The 15,892-nt window shown below is 58.1% G+C and carries 20 protein-coding genes; 17 read left to right on the top strand and 3 right to left on the bottom strand.

Annotated features, from left to right (window positions below):
- Positions 1-27: 27 nt before the first annotated feature.
- Entirely contained in the window at positions 28-366 is a 339-nt protein-coding gene (locus WG622_RS01780) for a hypothetical protein (RefSeq protein ID WP_339402023.1), read from the bottom strand.
- Positions 367-551: 185 nt separating this feature from the next.
- Between WG622_RS01780 and infC the strand changes: the two genes are divergently transcribed.
- Positions 552-1,106, top strand: coding sequence for a translation initiation factor IF-3 (gene infC, locus WG622_RS01775; RefSeq protein WP_339402678.1), 555 nt, complete (start codon positions 552-554; stop codon positions 1,104-1,106).
- A gap of 47 nt (positions 1,107-1,153) precedes the next feature.
- On the opposite strand, the gene WG622_RS01770 is transcribed toward infC, so the two are convergent.
- Positions 1,154-1,552, bottom strand: a complete 399-nt coding sequence (locus WG622_RS01770) for a hypothetical protein (protein WP_339402022.1) — start codon at positions 1,550-1,552, stop codon at positions 1,154-1,156.
- A gap of 95 nt (positions 1,553-1,647) precedes the next feature.
- On the opposite strand from WG622_RS01770, the gene WG622_RS01765 reads away from it, so the two are divergent.
- The 14 genes from WG622_RS01765 to WG622_RS01700 all read left to right on the top strand — a co-directional run bounded on the left by WG622_RS01765 (position 1,648) and on the right by WG622_RS01700 (position 12,876).
- On the top strand, positions 1,648-1,998 hold the full coding sequence (locus WG622_RS01765; protein WP_209356204.1) for an ArsR/SmtB family transcription factor: 351 nt from the start codon (positions 1,648-1,650) through the stop codon (positions 1,996-1,998).
- Positions 1,985-2,425, top strand: a complete 441-nt coding sequence (locus WG622_RS01760; RefSeq protein ID WP_339402021.1) for an SRPBCC family protein — start codon at positions 1,985-1,987, stop codon at positions 2,423-2,425. Before WG622_RS01765 ends, WG622_RS01760 begins: the two co-directional genes overlap by 14 nt.
- Positions 2,426-2,434: 9 nt before the next feature.
- Positions 2,435-2,815 carry a DUF1761 domain-containing protein gene (locus tag WG622_RS01755; protein WP_339402020.1) on the top strand — a complete coding sequence of 127 codons (381 nt, stop codon included), beginning with the start codon at positions 2,435-2,437 and terminating at the stop codon, positions 2,813-2,815.
- An 86-nt stretch (positions 2,816-2,901) separates the two neighbouring features.
- Positions 2,902-3,942 (top strand): dihydroorotase, encoded by a 1,041-nt coding sequence (gene pyrC / locus WG622_RS01750; protein WP_339402019.1) that lies wholly within the window; start codon positions 2,902-2,904, stop codon positions 3,940-3,942.
- 76 nt (positions 3,943-4,018) lie between these two features.
- Complete coding sequence (locus tag WG622_RS01745; RefSeq protein WP_339402018.1) at positions 4,019-4,699, top strand: orotate phosphoribosyltransferase; 681 nt, start codon at positions 4,019-4,021, stop codon at positions 4,697-4,699.
- Positions 4,700-4,974: 275 nt separating this feature from the next.
- On the top strand, positions 4,975-6,456 hold the full coding sequence (locus WG622_RS01740; protein WP_209356199.1) for a replicative DNA helicase: 1,482 nt from the start codon (positions 4,975-4,977) through the stop codon (positions 6,454-6,456).
- Positions 6,456-7,415: a hypothetical protein gene (locus WG622_RS01735; protein ID WP_339402017.1), complete on the top strand. Its 960-nt coding sequence runs from the start codon at positions 6,456-6,458 to the stop codon at positions 7,413-7,415. Before WG622_RS01740 ends, WG622_RS01735 begins: the two co-directional genes overlap by 1 nt.
- Before the next feature lie 95 nt (positions 7,416-7,510).
- A complete protein-coding gene (gene alr, locus WG622_RS01730) occupies positions 7,511-8,545 on the top strand; it encodes an alanine racemase (RefSeq protein WP_339402016.1) in 1,035 nt (344 codons plus the stop codon).
- Positions 8,542-9,324, top strand: coding sequence for an MlaE family ABC transporter permease (locus tag WG622_RS01725; protein WP_339402015.1), 783 nt, complete (start codon positions 8,542-8,544; stop codon positions 9,322-9,324). Before alr ends, WG622_RS01725 begins: the two co-directional genes overlap by 4 nt.
- Positions 9,321-10,079, top strand: a complete 759-nt coding sequence (locus WG622_RS01720) for an ABC transporter ATP-binding protein (RefSeq protein ID WP_339402014.1) — start codon at positions 9,321-9,323, stop codon at positions 10,077-10,079. Before WG622_RS01725 ends, WG622_RS01720 begins: the two co-directional genes overlap by 4 nt.
- A gap of 3 nt (positions 10,080-10,082) precedes the next feature.
- Positions 10,083-10,514 carry a paraquat-inducible protein A gene (locus WG622_RS01715; protein ID WP_339402013.1) on the top strand — a complete coding sequence of 144 codons (432 nt, stop codon included), beginning with the start codon at positions 10,083-10,085 and terminating at the stop codon, positions 10,512-10,514.
- An 11-nt stretch (positions 10,515-10,525) separates the two neighbouring features.
- On the top strand, positions 10,526-10,837 hold the full coding sequence (locus tag WG622_RS01710) for a hypothetical protein (protein WP_339402012.1): 312 nt from the start codon (positions 10,526-10,528) through the stop codon (positions 10,835-10,837).
- Positions 10,838-10,923: 86 nt separating this feature from the next.
- The gene (radA, locus tag WG622_RS01705) at positions 10,924-12,291 is read left to right on the top strand and encodes a DNA repair protein RadA (RefSeq protein ID WP_339402011.1); all 1,368 of its coding nucleotides are present in this window, start codon (positions 10,924-10,926) and stop codon (positions 12,289-12,291) included.
- A 33-nt stretch (positions 12,292-12,324) separates the two neighbouring features.
- Positions 12,325-12,876: a CvpA family protein gene (locus tag WG622_RS01700; RefSeq protein ID WP_339402010.1), complete on the top strand. Its 552-nt coding sequence runs from the start codon at positions 12,325-12,327 to the stop codon at positions 12,874-12,876.
- A gap of 9 nt (positions 12,877-12,885) precedes the next feature.
- Here WG622_RS01700 and WG622_RS01695 read toward each other — a convergent pair whose 3' ends face one another.
- The gene (locus tag WG622_RS01695) at positions 12,886-13,365 is read right to left on the bottom strand and encodes an AAC(3)-I family aminoglycoside N-acetyltransferase (RefSeq protein WP_339402009.1); all 480 of its coding nucleotides are present in this window, start codon (positions 13,363-13,365) and stop codon (positions 12,886-12,888) included.
- A gap of 264 nt (positions 13,366-13,629) precedes the next feature.
- Here WG622_RS01695 and purF point away from each other — a divergent pair, with 264 nt between their 5' ends.
- The gene (gene purF, locus WG622_RS01690; RefSeq protein ID WP_339402008.1) at positions 13,630-15,147 is read left to right on the top strand and encodes an amidophosphoribosyltransferase; all 1,518 of its coding nucleotides are present in this window, start codon (positions 13,630-13,632) and stop codon (positions 15,145-15,147) included.
- Between the two features lie 33 nt (positions 15,148-15,180).
- On the top strand, positions 15,181-15,828 hold the full coding sequence (locus WG622_RS01685) for an SDR family NAD(P)-dependent oxidoreductase (RefSeq protein WP_339402007.1): 648 nt from the start codon (positions 15,181-15,183) through the stop codon (positions 15,826-15,828).
- The last annotated feature ends 64 nt before the right edge of the window (positions 15,829-15,892 follow it).

Genomic DNA, 15,892 nt, shown 5'->3' with positions numbered 1-15,892 from the left:
GGCCTTTTTCGTTTGAGGCACCTCGGGTCAGTTGCCAGACAGGCTATTCACCACATTGCCGACAGCATTTTCGACGGCGTCTTCTACAGCGGCTTCAGCAGAGTCCGCCGCTTCATTGGCAGCCTGCGTGGCTTGTTCAACCACGGTTTCTGCTTGCTCTTGAACGGTTTCAACAGCGCTTTGCGCTTGCTCGGTTACAGTCTCTACGACCTCTTCAACCTCTTCGGTCACCACCGGCTCGGCTTCTTGCACCGTTGTGGTCACTGGCATGGTCATGGTTTCCTCTGACTCTTCCTGCGTAGAAAGAGCAAGATAGCCCGCAACAACGACCAAAGCCGCGACCCCAATTCCAACAATATATTTCATAAGACATCCTTTCCTATCTTGCACCGCGCGCAAGCAGCGCTTGGATTGCTCTCAAAAGACGCGCATTGGGGCCAAAGAAATAGGGGGAAACTCTGGAAATTTACCGCATCAACTGCGATTTAGGCGCTTGAAACACCCTGCCTGCGCATATAGCTTACGGCCTCAAATCGGTTAACCATTGAAGGATCAAAACCATAGCCCGCAGACCACACAATGCGCCTCCACAGCGCGACACTGGCCCAAGAGTCAACGACGCAATCCGAGCCCCTGAAATCCGCCTGATTGGCGCAGATGGTGACAATGTTGGGGTGGTGCACCCTGCAAAAGCCATGCAAATGGCCGCTGACGCCGAGCTCGACCTCGTTGAAATCTCGCCCAACGCCAATCCGCCGGTCTGCAAGATCATGGACTATGGTAAGTTCAAATACGAACAGCAAAAGCGTGAATCCGAGGCGCGGAAGAAGCAGACCGTCATTCAGGTCAAAGAAGTGAAGTTCCGCCCGAACACCGACACGCATGACTATGACGTCAAAATGCGCAACGTGGTGAAGTTCCTGGAAAAAGGCGACAAGGTCAAAGTGACGCTTCGGTTCCGTGGCCGTGAAATGGCGCACCAGAACCTGGGTCGTGAACTGCTGGAACGCGTGGCCGAGGACATCAAAGAATTGGGCAAAGTCGAAAACATGCCCAAGATGGAAGGCCGTCAGATGACCATGATGGTTGGACCTCTGCCGAAGTAAACGGCTTTAAATAGAATGCGAAGAACCCGGCCACCGAGCCGGGTTTTTTATGCGATGCCGCGATCTCCGCGCCACCAGGCCCATGCGTCTTTGTAGTCAAAGGCCAGCGACACAAGGTTGGTCACTAAGAGAATAGCAAGATAGCTTCGATAGCCCGAAGCACCGCCGTCTGAGGCAAGCCCCACAGCGATCAAAATCACTAAAGGCGTCCAGAACACCAGATGCGGCAAGGCCATCGCTTTGCCCATCCCCCTGTCGCGCATCATGATGGGCAGGTTAAACGCCATGCCTAGATTGGCCAAAAGCGCGACAGTGATGCCAGACACCGGATCCACCTGCCCCCAGAACCCTAAAGACACCAAGTTCACCGGAACGAGCCAAAGCACCATCCAGAGTTTTACCCACATCGGCAGTCGCATAAAGCTCGCCCAAATCTCTCCGATCATCCTGTAATCCCTCACATTTCCCCCTCCCCATATACGCACCATCAGTCATTCCACCTAATGGTTGACTGATATCTCACGCAATGTTATTCACCCATATGGTTGAACGAAAGGACGATCCCCAGCTCTCAGAGGTTCTGAAAGCCGCAAGCGACCCCACCCGTCGCGCCATCCTGACGCTGCTCGCTCAGAATGGGGCCGGACGCGTGACCGCCTTGGCCAAGCACTTCGACATGAGCCTGAATGCTGTGTCCAAGCACATCAAAGTGCTGGAACGCGCAGGCCTTGTGACGCGCCGCACCGAATGGCGGGAACATATTATCGAGCTGAATATGGCGCCCCTGCGCCAGATCGACCTTTGGTTTGCCGAGTTGCGATCCATCTGGGCCCTCAGGTTAGAGGCGCTTGAGGATATTTTTAACGAGGAGACTGCCAATGACGACGACTGAGATACGCACGGACCTAAGCCTGTCCATTGATCGCGTGATCAAAGCCCCTGCTGAGAAACTGTTCAACGCCTGGCTTGACCCGGAAATGCTCAAGAAATTCATGCTGCCAGGGCCAGATATGTCCCTGCCCTCTGCCAAGGTTGATGCCCGCGAAGGGGGCCGCTTTGACCTGATCATGCGCGATGCGACTGACGATATGCCTCACGGCGGCGTTTACAAAAAGATCGACCCGCATTCTCAGATCATCTTTTCATGGGAAAGCGCCTGGTCGCCTGCCGAAAGCGAAGTCACGCTGGATTTTGAGCCCGTCGCCGAGGGCACTCGGGTGACTCTGACGCACCAGACCTTCTATGACGAAGAAAAGCGCGACAATCACCAAGCGGGCTGGGGCGCGATCCTCGCTGCTCTGGACAACATGGCGGCATAGGGGCTGGGTATGGAAACCGAAGCTCTCAACTGGACTGCCATCCTCGTCGGCACCATCGCATCCTTTCTCGCAGGCTGGGCGATCTTTAGCCCTTTCATGTTCGGCAAGACCTGGGCCATCGGCTCGCGCATCTCACCAGAGCCGCCCGAGCAGATGCCCTGGATGGCGATGGGATTGCAAGTCATCGGCCTCTTCCTCTTGGCGCTCGTGATCGGCATGACCGCCCAGATCGAGGCGCTCACGACTGCCATCGTCGCAATCCTCGCCGCTGCAGGCATGGTCATGGCACAAGACGCGTTTTCGCAGAAATCGAACGCTGCGATCCTGATTGACGGGGGCTATGTGGTGATTTCCGGCGCAATCATGATCCTCTGTCAGGGCATTTTCTGACCCAAGAAAGCGCGCCGCCAATTTAGGCGCGCTTTTCTCGCCAAACCCTCTTCCCGCTCGGGCGCTCTTTGTGTAATTGCCAAGGCATGACCCAAAGCCTGACGATTGCCCGCCCAGACGACTGGCACCTGCACCTGCGCGATGGCGCAATGCTGGAAGCTGTTCTCCCTGAAACCGCCCGCCATTTCGCCCGCGCGATCATCATGCCCAACCTCGTGCCACCCGTCGTGCGCGGTGACCAAGCCGCCGCCTACCGCGACCGCATTCTGGCCGCCCTGCCCGAGGATATGTCCTTTGAGCCTTTGATGACGCTCTACCTGACCGAGGACACAGATCCCGAGGACGTCGCCGCCGCCCATGCATCCGGCCTCGTCAAAGCGGTGAAACTTTATCCCGCTGGCGCGACCACCAACTCGGCTTCAGGCGTCACGAACTTCAACAAAGTCAAACCCGTGCTCGCGAAGATGGCAGAGATCGGCCTTCCCCTCTGCACGCACGGCGAAGTCACGCACAATCACGTCGATATCTTTGACCGCGAGGCGGTGTTCATCGACGAAGTCCTTGACCCAATTCGTCGCGAAAACCCGGATCTAAAGGTTGTGATGGAGCATATCACCACCTCGACGGCGGCGGATTACGTTAAATCCAACGACAAAAACCTTGGCGCGACGATCACCACGCACCATCTGATCATCAACCGCAACCACATCCTCGTGGGCGGGATCAAGCCGCATTACTACTGCCTGCCCGTCGCCAAACGCGAAGAGCACCGCATCGCCTTGCGCGCGGCCGCCACCTCGAGCGACACACGTTTTTTCCTCGGTACAGATTCCGCGCCCCACGTGGATGCCGCCAAAGAAACCGGCTGCGGCTGCGCGGGTTGCTTCACCGCGACCAACACCATGGCGCTCCTCGCCCATGTCTTTGAGGAAGACGGCGCGCTCGACAAACTCGAAGGCTTTGCCTCGCTGAATGGCCCCGCCTTCTACGGCCTGCCCGTCAACAGTGACACCCTCACCCTGACCAAATCAGACACCGCGACCCAGTTCCCCGACAAGATCCACGGCGGCGACGGCCCCGTCACCGTCTTTGACCCAGGATTCCCAGTTTACTGGGACGTCACCTGACTTTCTCTTGCCCTAAATATCCCCGCCGGAGGCTCCCGGCACCTGCCACAAACGCTTCGCTAAAGGACAGAACACCATGATCCCAACCAGCTTCCCCGATCAAAAGGAAATCGCCCGCCTCACCGCGCGCATGCTGCTTGAGATCAAGGCGGTGAATTTCAACACCGACGAGCCCTATATCCTCGCATCCGGCCTGCCGTCCCCAAGCTATATCGACTGCCGCAAGCTGATCTCATACCCCCGCATCCGCAGCACTCTGATGGATTTCATGTCCGTCACCGTGATGCGCAACGCAGGCTTTGAGACCTTCACCAATATCGCAGGAGGTGAAACCGCGGGCATCCCGTTTTCTGCCTTTGTGGCCGAACGCCTCGCCCTGCCCATGACCTATGTGCGCAAAAAGCCCAAAGGCTATGGCCGCAATGCCCGCATCGAAGGCGTGATGACTGAGGAGGATAAAGTCCTTTTGGTCGAAGACCTCACCACCGACGGCGGCTCTAAACTGTCTTTTGTGGACGCGATCCGCGAAACGGGGGCCTCTTGTGGCCACACAGCCGTGATTTTCTACTACGACATCTTCCCCGAGACCGTGAAAACCCTCGGCGATCATGGGGTGGAACTGCACTATCTGTGCACATGGTGGGACGTGCTAGCCGAGGCCCGCGCGCAAGGCGCTTTCCCAGAGGAAACGCTGGCCGAGGTCGAGAAATTCCTCAACGATCCACGCGCCTGGCAAGAGGCCAATAAGCGCGACTAATTTCAGCAACGCCTGTGGATGGCCTGTGGACGACTCACAGGGAATCGCCGATTCGATGCGCCCGAACAAAGATATATTTGGCAGATCCCGCTGGCTGTGCCACTATATCTAGGCGCAACCCTAACCGGCAGCGCAATCGCTGAAATTTACCCACATCCTTCAGGGCCTCTTATCAACAGAGATTTCCTGATAGGATGAGCAACTCAAAACCGCTATCACCTCTGCTCAGGGGCACGCGGATAAAAACAAGACCCGCGAATGACCGGGGGAGCAGCATGAACGAGCTAACGACGATAAATCCGGGTGTCCCTGAGGCTCAAGACGGCGATCCTATGCCGCATTCGATCGAGGCTGAACAACAGCTTCTCGGTGCGATCCTGACGAACAACGATATTTTCGACCGCGTGGCCTCGGTGATTGACGCGAGCCACTTTTACGATCCGGTCCATTCCCGCATCTATGAGGTCGCCGCCGCCCGCATTGCCAAAAACAACCTTGCCTCTCCGGTGACGCTCAAGGCGTTTCTTGAGGATGACGAAGGCCTCAAAGAGCTCGGCGGCCCAGCCTACCTCGCTCGCCTCGCGGGGGCTGCGATCTCGGCCTATGCGGCCAAAGACTATGCGCAGATGATCTATGACATGGCGATCCGGCGTGAGCTGATTGGTCTGGGTCAGTCGATTTCGACCCGCGCGACCAAGATGGACGTGACTGAAGAGCCCAAGGAGCAGATCGTTCAAGCAGAACAGGCACTCTATAAACTGTCCGAACAAGGCAAAACCGACAGCGGCTTTGTCTCTTTCCTGAAAGCGGTCACCGAGGCCGTCAACACCGCCAACGCCGCTTATCAGCGCGATGGCGGCCTTGCCGGCGTCAGCACCGGGTTGATCGATCTGGACAAGAAGCTCGGGGGGCTGCACCCCTCGGACCTTTTGATCCTCGCGGGTCGTCCCTCGATGGGGAAAACCTCACTGGCGACCAACATCGCCTTTAACGTCGCCAAGGCCTATAAGAAGGGCATCCGTCCAGATGGCACCGAAGGGACCATCGAAGGTGGCGTCGTTGGGTTTTACTCGCTGGAGATGAGCTCGGAACAGCTGGCCGCCCGGATCCTCTCTGAGGCTGCAGAAGTGCCGTCCGAGCAAATCCGTAAAGGCGACATGACCGAACAGGAATTCCGTCGTTTTGTGGATGCCGCAAAGGCTCTCGAGGCCTGCCCCCTGTTCATCGACGACACGCCCGCCCTGCCGATTGCCCAGCTTGCCGCCCGCGCGCGACGCTTGAAGCGGACCCATGGTTTGGATCTCTTGATCATCGACTATCTGCAGCTCTGCCGCGGTACCGCCGAAAACCGGGTGCAAGAGATCGGCGAGATCTCGATGGGGATGAAAGCGATTGCCAAGGAACTGAATATCCCGGTGATCGCCCTCTCCCAGTTGTCTCGTACTGTAGAAAGCCGCGACGACAAACGCCCGCAGCTTTCAGACTTGCGGGAATCCGGTTCAATCGAACAGGACGCCGACGTCGTGATGTTCGTGTTCCGCGAGGAATACTACAAGGAACGGGAACGTCCGGGCGAGCATGACCTTGAGAAAATGTCCATGTGGCAAGAGGAAATGGAACGCCTACACGGTCGCGCCGAAGTCATCATCGGCAAGCAGCGTCACGGCCCGATTGGCACGGTGGATCTGAGCTTTGAATCCAAATTCACCCGCTTCGGCAACCTCGTCAAACAGTGGCAACAGGACCAGCAGTTCTAATGGAGAAACCCCGGCTGATCCTGCATATTGGTTCGCAAAAGACCGGGACGACCTCTATTCAGGGCTTTCTGAAGAACAAAGCCGAGGCTCTCGCGGTCGAGGGTGTGAATTATGTCTCGGCAGGCCGCACCAATATCGCGCATAATTCGGTCTTGCAGGCGATCAATCAGAACGGCGGCAAGAAGGTTGCCAAGGCGATGGTGGCCGAAATCAAAGCTGCGCCGGATGTCACTCATGTGATCTCGTCCGAAATGTTCTTTCGCCGTGGGCTCGCGCCTTGGTTCGACACCCATTTCCCGCGCCGGATCAAACGCCAGACCAAGGTCATCGCCTATATCCGACGCCAGGACAAATATGCCGAGGCGATGTACAAACAGCGCGTGAAAAACGGCCGCTATCAAGGCGACCCCGAGGATTTCGCCCGCGAACAGATCGACCTCTACTATGGCCGCGTGCTGCGCCAGTTCTCTCAGGTCTTTGGGCAAGAAAACATCATCGTTCGGCCCTTTGAGCGGCGGAACTTCCCAAATGGCGACGTGCAACAGGATTTCGCCCATATTCTCGGCCTGTCGCGCGAATTGGCCGAGGGCTATGACCTGCCCTCCAGCAATGCCACGCTCAGCCGAGAGGTCTCGGAGCAGCTGGGCGACATGCGCCGCGCAGGTACTGATATCAATACCCGCGATATCATCCGCAAAATCATCGCCATCAAACCTCAGGGCGCGATCCGGTCAGGTGACTGCCTGTCGCTAGCACTGCGGCGCGAGATCATGGCGCATCATGCGAAATACAACGAAAGCATCCGCGCCACCTATTGCCCTGATATGGAACAGCTTTTTGACGAAAAAGACCTAGAAGACGACGCGGCCTATGAACTGCCCACGTCCCTGGAAACCGCAATCCGCACGGAACAGGCCAAACACGCGATTGACCTCGCGATTGATCAGCTTTCCGCCTAAAATCTGTTGTCTGAGGCCATGGGCTCTGGCAGGAAGTCCTGAGGGGCCCTATGGTCCTCGACAAGAATGACACAAAGCCCGAGTAGACCCACGATATGGCCACAGCAACGCTTACCATCGACCTCACGGCGCTGACCAACAACTGGCGCGCATTGGACGCCATGACAGAGTGCGAAACTGCCGCCGTTGTGAAGGCAGACGGCTATGGCCTGGGCGCGGATCGCGTGGCGCGCAGCCTTGCGAACGCGGGCGCGCGCACGTTCTTTGTGGCTGCGACCGAGGAAGCCGCATCCTTGCGCCAAGCGCTTGGCCCGGGGCCTGTGATCAATATCTTTTCGGGCCATATGTCGGGTGACACCGATATGATCAGCGACCTGCATCTGACGCCGATGCTCAATTCCATCGACCAGATGCTGCGCCATGTCGAAGCCCTGCCTGACCATCCGTTCGGCATTCAGCTCGACACCGGCATGAACCGCCTTGGCATGGAACCCGGCGAATGGGCCGCGCTGCGAGAGCTGGCGGAACCTCAGAACCCGACGTTGGTCATGTCTCATCTGGCCTGCGCCGATGAGCCGGATCACCCGATGAACGCCCATCAGTTGGAAAGCTTTCTGGCCATGACGGAAGGCATGAGCACGCCGAAAAGCCTCTCTGCCACTGGCGGCATCCTTTTGGGCAAAGACTATCACTTCGACATGACGCGCCCGGGTGTGGGTCTTTACGGAGGCTTGCCGTTTGAAAAGGCGGAACCGGTCGCCCATGTCTCGATCCCCGTCATTCAGGTGCGCGATGTGGCCCAGAACGAGAGCGTCGGCTATGGCAACACGTGGATTGCCGAACGCGACAGCCGCATTGCCACGGTCGCTGCAGGCTATGCTGACGGTCTGATCCGCGCGATGGGGCCTAACATGAACCTCTTTCACGGCTCTACCGCCTGCCCGATCGTGGGACGCATTTCGATGGACATGATCGGCGTCGACATCACCCATCTGGGCGAAGACCCGCGCGAGCTGGATATCCTGACCGAGGACCAAACCGTTGACCACCTTGCCGATGCTGCAGGCACCATCGGCTACGAGATTCTGACGTCCCTCGGCGCACGCTATCAACGGCGGTATTCTTCATGATCCTCCTCGCGCCGCTGCGCTATCTGGGGCAATTGACGATGGCGGTTTTGGCCACCATCGGTCAGGTCGCCATCTTTGCCGCCCAAGGCATCAGCCATATCTTCCGCCCGCCGTTTTACTTCCGCGAGTTCCTGACCGCGCTCTTGCAAATCGGCTGGCTGTCCTTGCCTGTCGTCGGCCTCACCGCCTTCTTTACAGGCGGCGCTTTGGCGCTTCAGATCTACGCCGGTGGCGCGCGCTTCTCGGCCGAAGCGGTGGTGCCGCAGATTGTCGCCATCGGCATGGTACGTGAACTAGGCCCCGTGCTAGTGGGCCTCATGATCGCCGCGCGCGTGACCAGCTCAATCGCCGCCGAAATCGCGACCATGAAGGTCACGGAACAAATCGACGCTTTGGTGACGCTCTCGACCCATCCGATGAAATACCTGACGGCACCACGGGTTCTGGCCGCTCTCATCGTCGTGCCGATCCTTGTGGGCATCGGAGACATCATCGGCATCTATGGCGGTTTCGTCGTCGGCACCGGACAGCTTGGATTCAACCCCGCAAGTTACATTAAGAACACCGTCAACTTCCTTGAAATGTCTGACATAATCAGCTCTCTTATCAAGGGCTGCGCCTTCGGAGGTATCGCGGCCACGATGGGCTGTTACTTCGGCATGAACTCGGGCCGCGGCGCGCAGGGCGTGGGCGAAGCCACCAAGTCCTCGGTCCAGGCCGCCGCCGTTCTAATCCTCGCCGCAAATTTCATTCTCACATCGGTCTTCTTCAGCCAATGATCACGCTTGATAACGTCCATAAATCCTTCGGTCCCAAACAGGTCCTGCGCGGCGTCAATCTGCATGTCCCCAAAGGCGAAAGCATGGTGATCATCGGAGGCTCCGGCACCGGGAAATCCATCACCATCAAAAGCATTCTGGGCCTTGTGACCCCTGATCAGGGCAAGGTGATCGTCGACGGCGAAGACGTCACCCACGCTGGCATCGGCGCTGACCGCGACGCCTTTCTGGCGCGCTTTGGGATGCTCTTTCAGGGCGGCGCGCTGTTTGACAGCCTCACCGTCTGGCAAAACGTCGCCTTCCGCCTTTTGCGCGGCGCGCTCAAACGCCCCAAAGCAGAGGCGCGCGAGATTGCGATCGAAAAACTCCGCCGCGTAGGCCTGACACCCGATGTGGCTGATCTCTTTCCGTCAGAGCTCTCCGGCGGCATGCAAAAACGCGTCGGCCTTGCCCGCGCCATTGCCGCGGAACCCGAGATCATTTTCTTTGACGAGCCAACCACAGGCCTTGACCCAATCATGTCCGGCGTCATCAACGATCTGATCAGAGAGATCGTTGTCGAAATGGGCGCAACCGCCATGACGATCACACACGACATGACGTCGGTGCGCGCGATTGCCGACAAGGTCGCGATGCTGCACGACGGGGTTATCCAATGGACCGGCCCGGTGGCCGAGATGGACGCCAGCGGCGATCCCTATTTGGAACAGTTCATCACAGGGTCCGCGGAGGGGCCGATTGAGGCGGTGCGTTAACGCATGCTCCGCGCCCTCAACCTCTCCCTCCTCATCTTCTTCCCCATCAGTTGGTTCGCCCCACTGATGCGCGCAGGCCTCCTCCCGATCTTCGGCCTCTCGGAAATTTCCATCATCTCGGGCCTCGCGAGCCTCTTTCAAACCGACGTCGTGCTGGCGCTCATCGTGCTCCTCTTCGCACTCTTCGCTCCCATCGCCAAAACCCTCGGCCTTGCCCTGATCCATTTCGACCTTCTCAGCGCCAAGACCCTGCCCGCCCTCACTTTCCTCGGCAAACTCGCCATGGCCGACATCTTCCTGATCGCGCTCTACATCACAGTCGTCAAAGGCGTCGGCCTCGCCACCGTCGAAACCGCCTGGGGCCTCTACCTCTTCACCGCCTGCGTCCTCGCGTCCCTCGCCATCGGCCATTTGACAGCGCTCACAAAACCCTGAACAAAGCGCCCATGTCCACAGACCTGCTCATCACCTTCTTCCCTCTGATCGTCGCCCTCGCCGCTTACCCGCGCGGAAGGCAAAGCGAGCAAGCCGGGCGTCTCTCGACCCTCTCGCTGATCTTCGCCTGCTGCGCCGTCAGCGCACATATCTTCGTCACCCGTGGCGGAGACGCCGCCAGCCCGCTCCTCCTACTCACAAACGCCGCTTGCGTGATCCTCACGCTTTTCTTTGCAGCCCGCGTCGTGCGCCTTACAGGCCTACGCTGGTACGACGCCCTCGTCCTGCTTTATGCCGCAGCCGCTGCTGTGCTGACGGCCTAACCTTTCTCTTGCCCAAAATATCCCTGCCGGAGGCATCCCGACGTTTCCCCAATTGACCAAATCCGAAATTGGGGTAAAACGAGAACATGGCAAAGAGCAAAACCACCTTCTCCTGCACCGCCTGCGGGTCAGTTTTCACCAAATGGTCCGGCAAATGCGATGGCTGCGGCGAATGGAACACCATCGTCGAGGACACGCCGATCTCATCCGGTCCCTCAAGCGCAACGCTGGGCAGTTCCAAAGGCAAGTCGATCACCCTGACCGATCTGCGGCATGAGGAAACCCCACCACCACGCACGCTTTCAGGCGTCAATGAACTCGACCGAGTTCTGGGCGGCGGCCTTGTGCCTGCCTCCGCAATCCTCGTGGGCGGAGACCCCGGGATTGGCAAGTCTACACTTCTCCTTCAAGCCGCTGCAGAATTCGCCCGCAAGGGATTGAAAACCATATATGTTTCCGGCGAAGAAGCCTCGGCCCAAGTCCGCATGCGCGCGCAACGTCTCCAATTGACGGACGCACCTGTGCAGCTCGCCGCCGAAACGAACCTGCGCGATATCCTGACGACGCTCGATCAGGAAAAGCCGCAACTCGCGATCATCGACTCAATCCAAACCATGTGGAGCGACACCGTCGGCTCCGCCCCCGGTTCCGTCAGTCAGGTCCGCGCCGCAGCCCATGAGCTCACGTCCTTTGCAAAACGCAAAAACATGGCGATTGTGATCGTGGGCCATGTGACCAAAGAAGGCCAGATCGCAGGCCCTAGAGTCGTCGAGCATATGGTCGACACCGTGCTTTATTTCGAAGGCGAGCGCGGTCATCAGTTCCGCGTGTTGCGCGCTGTCAAAAATCGTTTCGGGGCCGCCGACGAAATCGGCGTCTTTGAAATGACAGGCCGTGGCCTTTCCCAAGTTACCAACCCCTCAGCGCTCTTTCTAGCCGAACGCGGAGAACCCGCGCCGGGATCCGTCGTCTTCGCGGGCATCGAAGGCACCCGCCCTGTTCTCGTCGAGCTGCAAGCGCTCGTTGCCCCCAGCCCCCACGCCCAGCCCAGACGCGCCGTTGTTGGCTGGGACAGCAGCCGTCTTGCGATGATCCTCGCCGTGCTCGAAGCGCGCTGCGGCATCCCTTTCACGGGGCTTGATGTTTACCTCAACGTCGCCGGCGGCATGAAAATCAGCGAACCTGCCGCTGACCTCGCGGTGGCCGCGGCTCTGATTTCAGCCCGCGAAGACAGCGCGATTCCGGCCAAAACCGCGATTTTCGGCGAAATTTCACTGTCCGGAGCCCTGCGTCCGGTATCCCAGACCGAAAATAGGTTGAAAGAAGCGTCAAAACTTGGTTTCACATCTGCAATAGCGCCAGTTGGTGGGAAAGCTGCAAAGGTTGAGGGCATGGCCCAAAATCAATTCAGTGATCTGGCGCAATTCGTTGGGGATATATTCGGGGCCGGGTAACCGCCTCAAGAAGCAGGTAGACCAGGAAGCAGAATGGACGGCTTTACAATTATCGACGGCGTTGTCGCAGGCGTCATCATCCTCTCGGCCCTTTTGGCCTATTCGCGCGGGTTCGTGCGCGAAGGCATGGCGATTTTGGGCTGGGTTCTCGCCGCAGTGCTCGCCTTTGTCTTTGCACCGCAAGTGGAGCCGCTGGTCAAAGAGATCCCGGTTCTGGGAGATTATCTCGCAGATAGTTGCGAACTGGCTGTGATCGCAGCCTTCGCCGCCGTCTTCGCAGTGGCGCTTGTGATTGTGTCGCTCTTCACGCCGCTTTTTGCCTCGATGGTTCAGCAATCGGCCCTTGGCGGCATCGATCAGGCGCTTGGGTTCATTTTTGGTGTCCTGCGCGGCATACTTTTGGTCGCGATCGCGTTTTTTGTTTATGAGACCGTCATGGTCAACCAAAGCATCGACATGGTGGATCAAAGCCGCTCGGCGCAGGTCTTTAGCCGCATGACACAGCAGATCGAGGACCGTGACCCTCAGCAGGCTCTGGGCTGGATCACCACCCAATACGAGCAGCTGGTTGGATCTTGTAACTAAACCTTCGGTCTAAGACCTCTGTCCCGCCGGTTTGCCCATCGGCGGGATATCAAAGTGCAGAACCTCTTCGCGTATGCCGAGTTTTTCATAAAGCGCGACCGCTGGGGCGTCCTCATAGTCGGCCTGCACAAAGCTCACCCATGCCCCGCGCGCCACGGCAACGTCACTGATCTTTGCGATCAAAGCCGAGGCAACGCCCCGGCGGCGAAACTCTGCATCCACCGCCAGATCGTAGATATAGATTTCACTGCGCGCCTGCTCGAATTTCTCAAGTTCATAGGCCACCAACCCACCGCAGAGCACCCCATTCACATGTGCAGTCATCACCAGAACATGCGGCTTTGCCAAAAGCGCGCGCAGATAGGCATCATCGGGCTTCTTTTCCGCATAACTCGCAGGATCATCAAAGCAGCGCGCAAAGAGCGCATTCAGCGCGCGCATCTCGGGCAGCTCCTCTGCCGTTAGCTGCCGGATCTTGGCTTGCGTCATGTCACGCCTCTCGCATTCTGATCTGTGGCCAAAGTTTTTACACCCATAGACAATTTGTCCATTGTTACTTTCGTGACATACTCGACCGAAGCAACTATAGGATGCGCAAGAACCCCTTGGATTCGGAGCCCAGCTTGTCCTGCCACCTGCCCCGCCCTTTTAAAGACGCGCGCATTCGGCCCCTGACAGACTCCGTCTATCTGCTCCCCAAACACGCGCGCTTGGTCTCATACCTCGCGTCCCGACTCTGAACGGAGACTGCTCATGTGCGGCATTCTTGGCATTTCCAACCAAAGCGATGACGTCTTCGCCGAGATTTATGACGGGCTGCTGATGTTGCAGCATCGCGGTCAAGATGCCTCGGGCATGGTGACCTATAACGGAGAATTCTTTCGCGAACGCAAAGCCAATGGTCTTGTGAAAGACGTCTTTGGCGCAGGCGATGCCGAGATCCTGACTGGTCGCGTTGGGATTGGCCATGTGCGCTATCCGACAGCGGGCTCTTTGAGCGCGTCTGAGGCCCAGCCCTTCTTTGTGAACGCGCCTTACGGCATCTATCTGGTTCACAATGGCAATATAACCAATACGGCGGAGCAAGGTGAGAAAGTCACCGCGAAGTACAGCCGCCATCTGCGGACGACATCGGATTCTGAAATTCTGCTGAACGTTCTGGCGGATAAGATATTTGACTGCATCAAAGTGAACGGCAATTCCGATCCCGTGCGCAATATCTTTGCCGGCGTACGCATGACAATGGAGCGTGTTCAGGGCGCCTATTCCGTGATCACCATGATTGCGGGCGTTGGCCTCATGGCCTTCCGCGATCCGCGCGGTATTCGGCCTCTGTCGGTCGGCAAGCGTGTGAACGCCAATGGCGTCGAAGAATTCTGCTTTGCGTCTGAGGATGTGGCTTTTGGCATCAACGGCTTTGAAAAGATCCGGGATGTGGCGGCTGGCGAGGCCATTCTTGTCGATCTGGACGGCAAGATGCACACGTCACAATGCGCCGAGGGCAATCTGACGCCCTGCATCTTTGAATATGTCTATCTCGCGCGGCCAGATTCTTTGTTGGACGGCATTTCCGTTTACAAAACCCAGATGCGGATGGGGCAAACGCTGGCAGAACAGATCAAAGAAGCCGGTTTCGACATCGACCGCATCATTCCAGTGCCAGACAGCGCCCGTCCGGTGGCGCTTGAGGTCGCGAAATCCATGGGCATCCCCTATCGCGAAGGTCTGGTGAAAAACCGCTATGTGGGCCGGACCTTCATTATGCCCGGTCAGGCAGAGCGTAAGAAATCCGTGCGCCGCAAGCTGAACGCAGTGCCTCTGGAATTTGAGGGCCACAACGTGCTGTTAATCGATGACTCCATCGTGCGTGGGAACACCTTGCACAAGATCGTGGAAATGTGCCGCGAGGCCGGCGCGAAGAAGGTCTATGTGGCCTCTGCCTCTCCTCCGGTGAAATTCCCGAATGTCTATGGCATCGACATGCCGACACGCCACGAGTTGATCGCCCATGACAAAACCACTGAGGAAATCTGTGCAGAGATTGGCGCGGATGGTTTGATCTATCAAAAGCTCGAAGACCTGATCTGGGCGGCCCATGAGGGCAACAAAGAGATCGAGACATTCGATTGCTCCTGCTTTGACGGCAACTATGTCACCGGCGTTGGCGAAGACTATCTGAACCAGTTGGAACAAAGCGGTCGTGTGAGTGCCAAGATCAAGGATATGCCAGCGCAAGGTGCGTCTTGGAACGCGGCAACAATGGCCTCTTAAGGCCTTTATATCATTAGAAAAGATACAGACCCGATGACCGATAAAATTGCCCTCATCACCGGCGCATCCCGCGGCCTTGGTTTCGCTTGTGCCGAGGCTTTGTCGCCAGCATATCACGTGGTTGCGGTCGGACGCACCGTGGGCGGTCTTGAGGATCTGGACGACGCGATCAAAGCCAAAGGGGGTGCGGCGACGCTCGCGCCTATGGATGTGAACGAAGCTGACGCTATGGCGCAGTTGTGTCGGTCTATCCATGACCGTTGGGGCAAGCTGGATCTGTGGATCCATACGGCGGTCCACGCGGCCCCGCTGGCGCCGGCCAGCCATATGGACCAGAAAGATTGGGCGAAATCCGTTGCAACCAATGTGACCGCAATGGGCACCTTGATCCCCTTTATCTCGCCGCTGTTGGGCGCGGGGTCACAGGCCGTGTTTTTTGATGACGCAAGCGCGGGCGAAAAGTTCTTTGGCGCATATGGCGCGACCAAGGCTGCTCAGATCGCGCTTGTGAAAAGCTGGCAGGCGGAATGCACGAGCACGGACACGACGGTCTCGATCCTGAAGCCGAACCCCATGCCAACCAGCACTCGGGCGCGGTTCTACCCAGGCGAAAATCGCGGCGCGCTGACTGCGCCGAGGGATGAGGCAGCGCGCCTTTTGACTGCGGCAGGTTTGCTCTAAATCGCCGCGTCACCGTCAAGGGTGGTTGCCCGCATGCGCCCTGCGTTCTAGACAGGGTTAACAC

The organism is Cognatishimia coralii (assembly GCF_037478305.1).
In the GTDB taxonomy this organism is placed as follows: domain Bacteria; phylum Pseudomonadota; class Alphaproteobacteria; order Rhodobacterales; family Rhodobacteraceae; genus Cognatishimia; species Cognatishimia coralii.
This window is presented reverse-complemented; position numbering and strand designations above follow the sequence as displayed.

Coding starts and splice junctions, on each gene's coding strand:
- WG622_RS01720 (WP_339402014.1), top strand. CDS start 9,321: ATGATCACGCTTGATAACGTCCATAAATCCTTCGGTCCCAAACAGGTC.
- WG622_RS01760 (WP_339402021.1), top strand. CDS start 1,985: ATGACGACGACTGAGATACGCACGGACCTAAGCCTGTCCATTGATCGC.
- WG622_RS01700 (WP_339402010.1), top strand. CDS start 12,325: ATGGACGGCTTTACAATTATCGACGGCGTTGTCGCAGGCGTCATCATC.
- pyrC (WP_339402019.1), top strand. CDS start 2,902: ATGACCCAAAGCCTGACGATTGCCCGCCCAGACGACTGGCACCTGCAC.
- radA (WP_339402011.1), top strand. CDS start 10,924: ATGGCAAAGAGCAAAACCACCTTCTCCTGCACCGCCTGCGGGTCAGTT.
- purF (WP_339402008.1), top strand. CDS start 13,630: ATGTGCGGCATTCTTGGCATTTCCAACCAAAGCGATGACGTCTTCGCC.
- WG622_RS01685 (WP_339402007.1), top strand. CDS start 15,181: ATGACCGATAAAATTGCCCTCATCACCGGCGCATCCCGCGGCCTTGGT.
- WG622_RS01770 (WP_339402022.1), bottom strand. CDS start 1,552: ATGATCGGAGAGATTTGGGCGAGCTTTATGCGACTGCCGATGTGGGTA.
- WG622_RS01725 (WP_339402015.1), top strand. CDS start 8,542: ATGATCCTCCTCGCGCCGCTGCGCTATCTGGGGCAATTGACGATGGCG.
- WG622_RS01740 (WP_209356199.1), top strand. CDS start 4,975: ATGAACGAGCTAACGACGATAAATCCGGGTGTCCCTGAGGCTCAAGAC.
- WG622_RS01695 (WP_339402009.1), bottom strand. CDS start 13,365: ATGACGCAAGCCAAGATCCGGCAGCTAACGGCAGAGGAGCTGCCCGAG.
- alr (WP_339402016.1), top strand. CDS start 7,511: ATGGCCACAGCAACGCTTACCATCGACCTCACGGCGCTGACCAACAAC.
- WG622_RS01715 (WP_339402013.1), top strand. CDS start 10,083: ATGCTCCGCGCCCTCAACCTCTCCCTCCTCATCTTCTTCCCCATCAGT.
- WG622_RS01780 (WP_339402023.1), bottom strand. CDS start 366: ATGAAATATATTGTTGGAATTGGGGTCGCGGCTTTGGTCGTTGTTGCG.
- WG622_RS01745 (WP_339402018.1), top strand. CDS start 4,019: ATGATCCCAACCAGCTTCCCCGATCAAAAGGAAATCGCCCGCCTCACC.
- WG622_RS01765 (WP_209356204.1), top strand. CDS start 1,648: ATGGTTGAACGAAAGGACGATCCCCAGCTCTCAGAGGTTCTGAAAGCC.
- WG622_RS01755 (WP_339402020.1), top strand. CDS start 2,435: ATGGAAACCGAAGCTCTCAACTGGACTGCCATCCTCGTCGGCACCATC.
- WG622_RS01710 (WP_339402012.1), top strand. CDS start 10,526: ATGTCCACAGACCTGCTCATCACCTTCTTCCCTCTGATCGTCGCCCTC.
- WG622_RS01735 (WP_339402017.1), top strand. CDS start 6,456: ATGGAGAAACCCCGGCTGATCCTGCATATTGGTTCGCAAAAGACCGGG.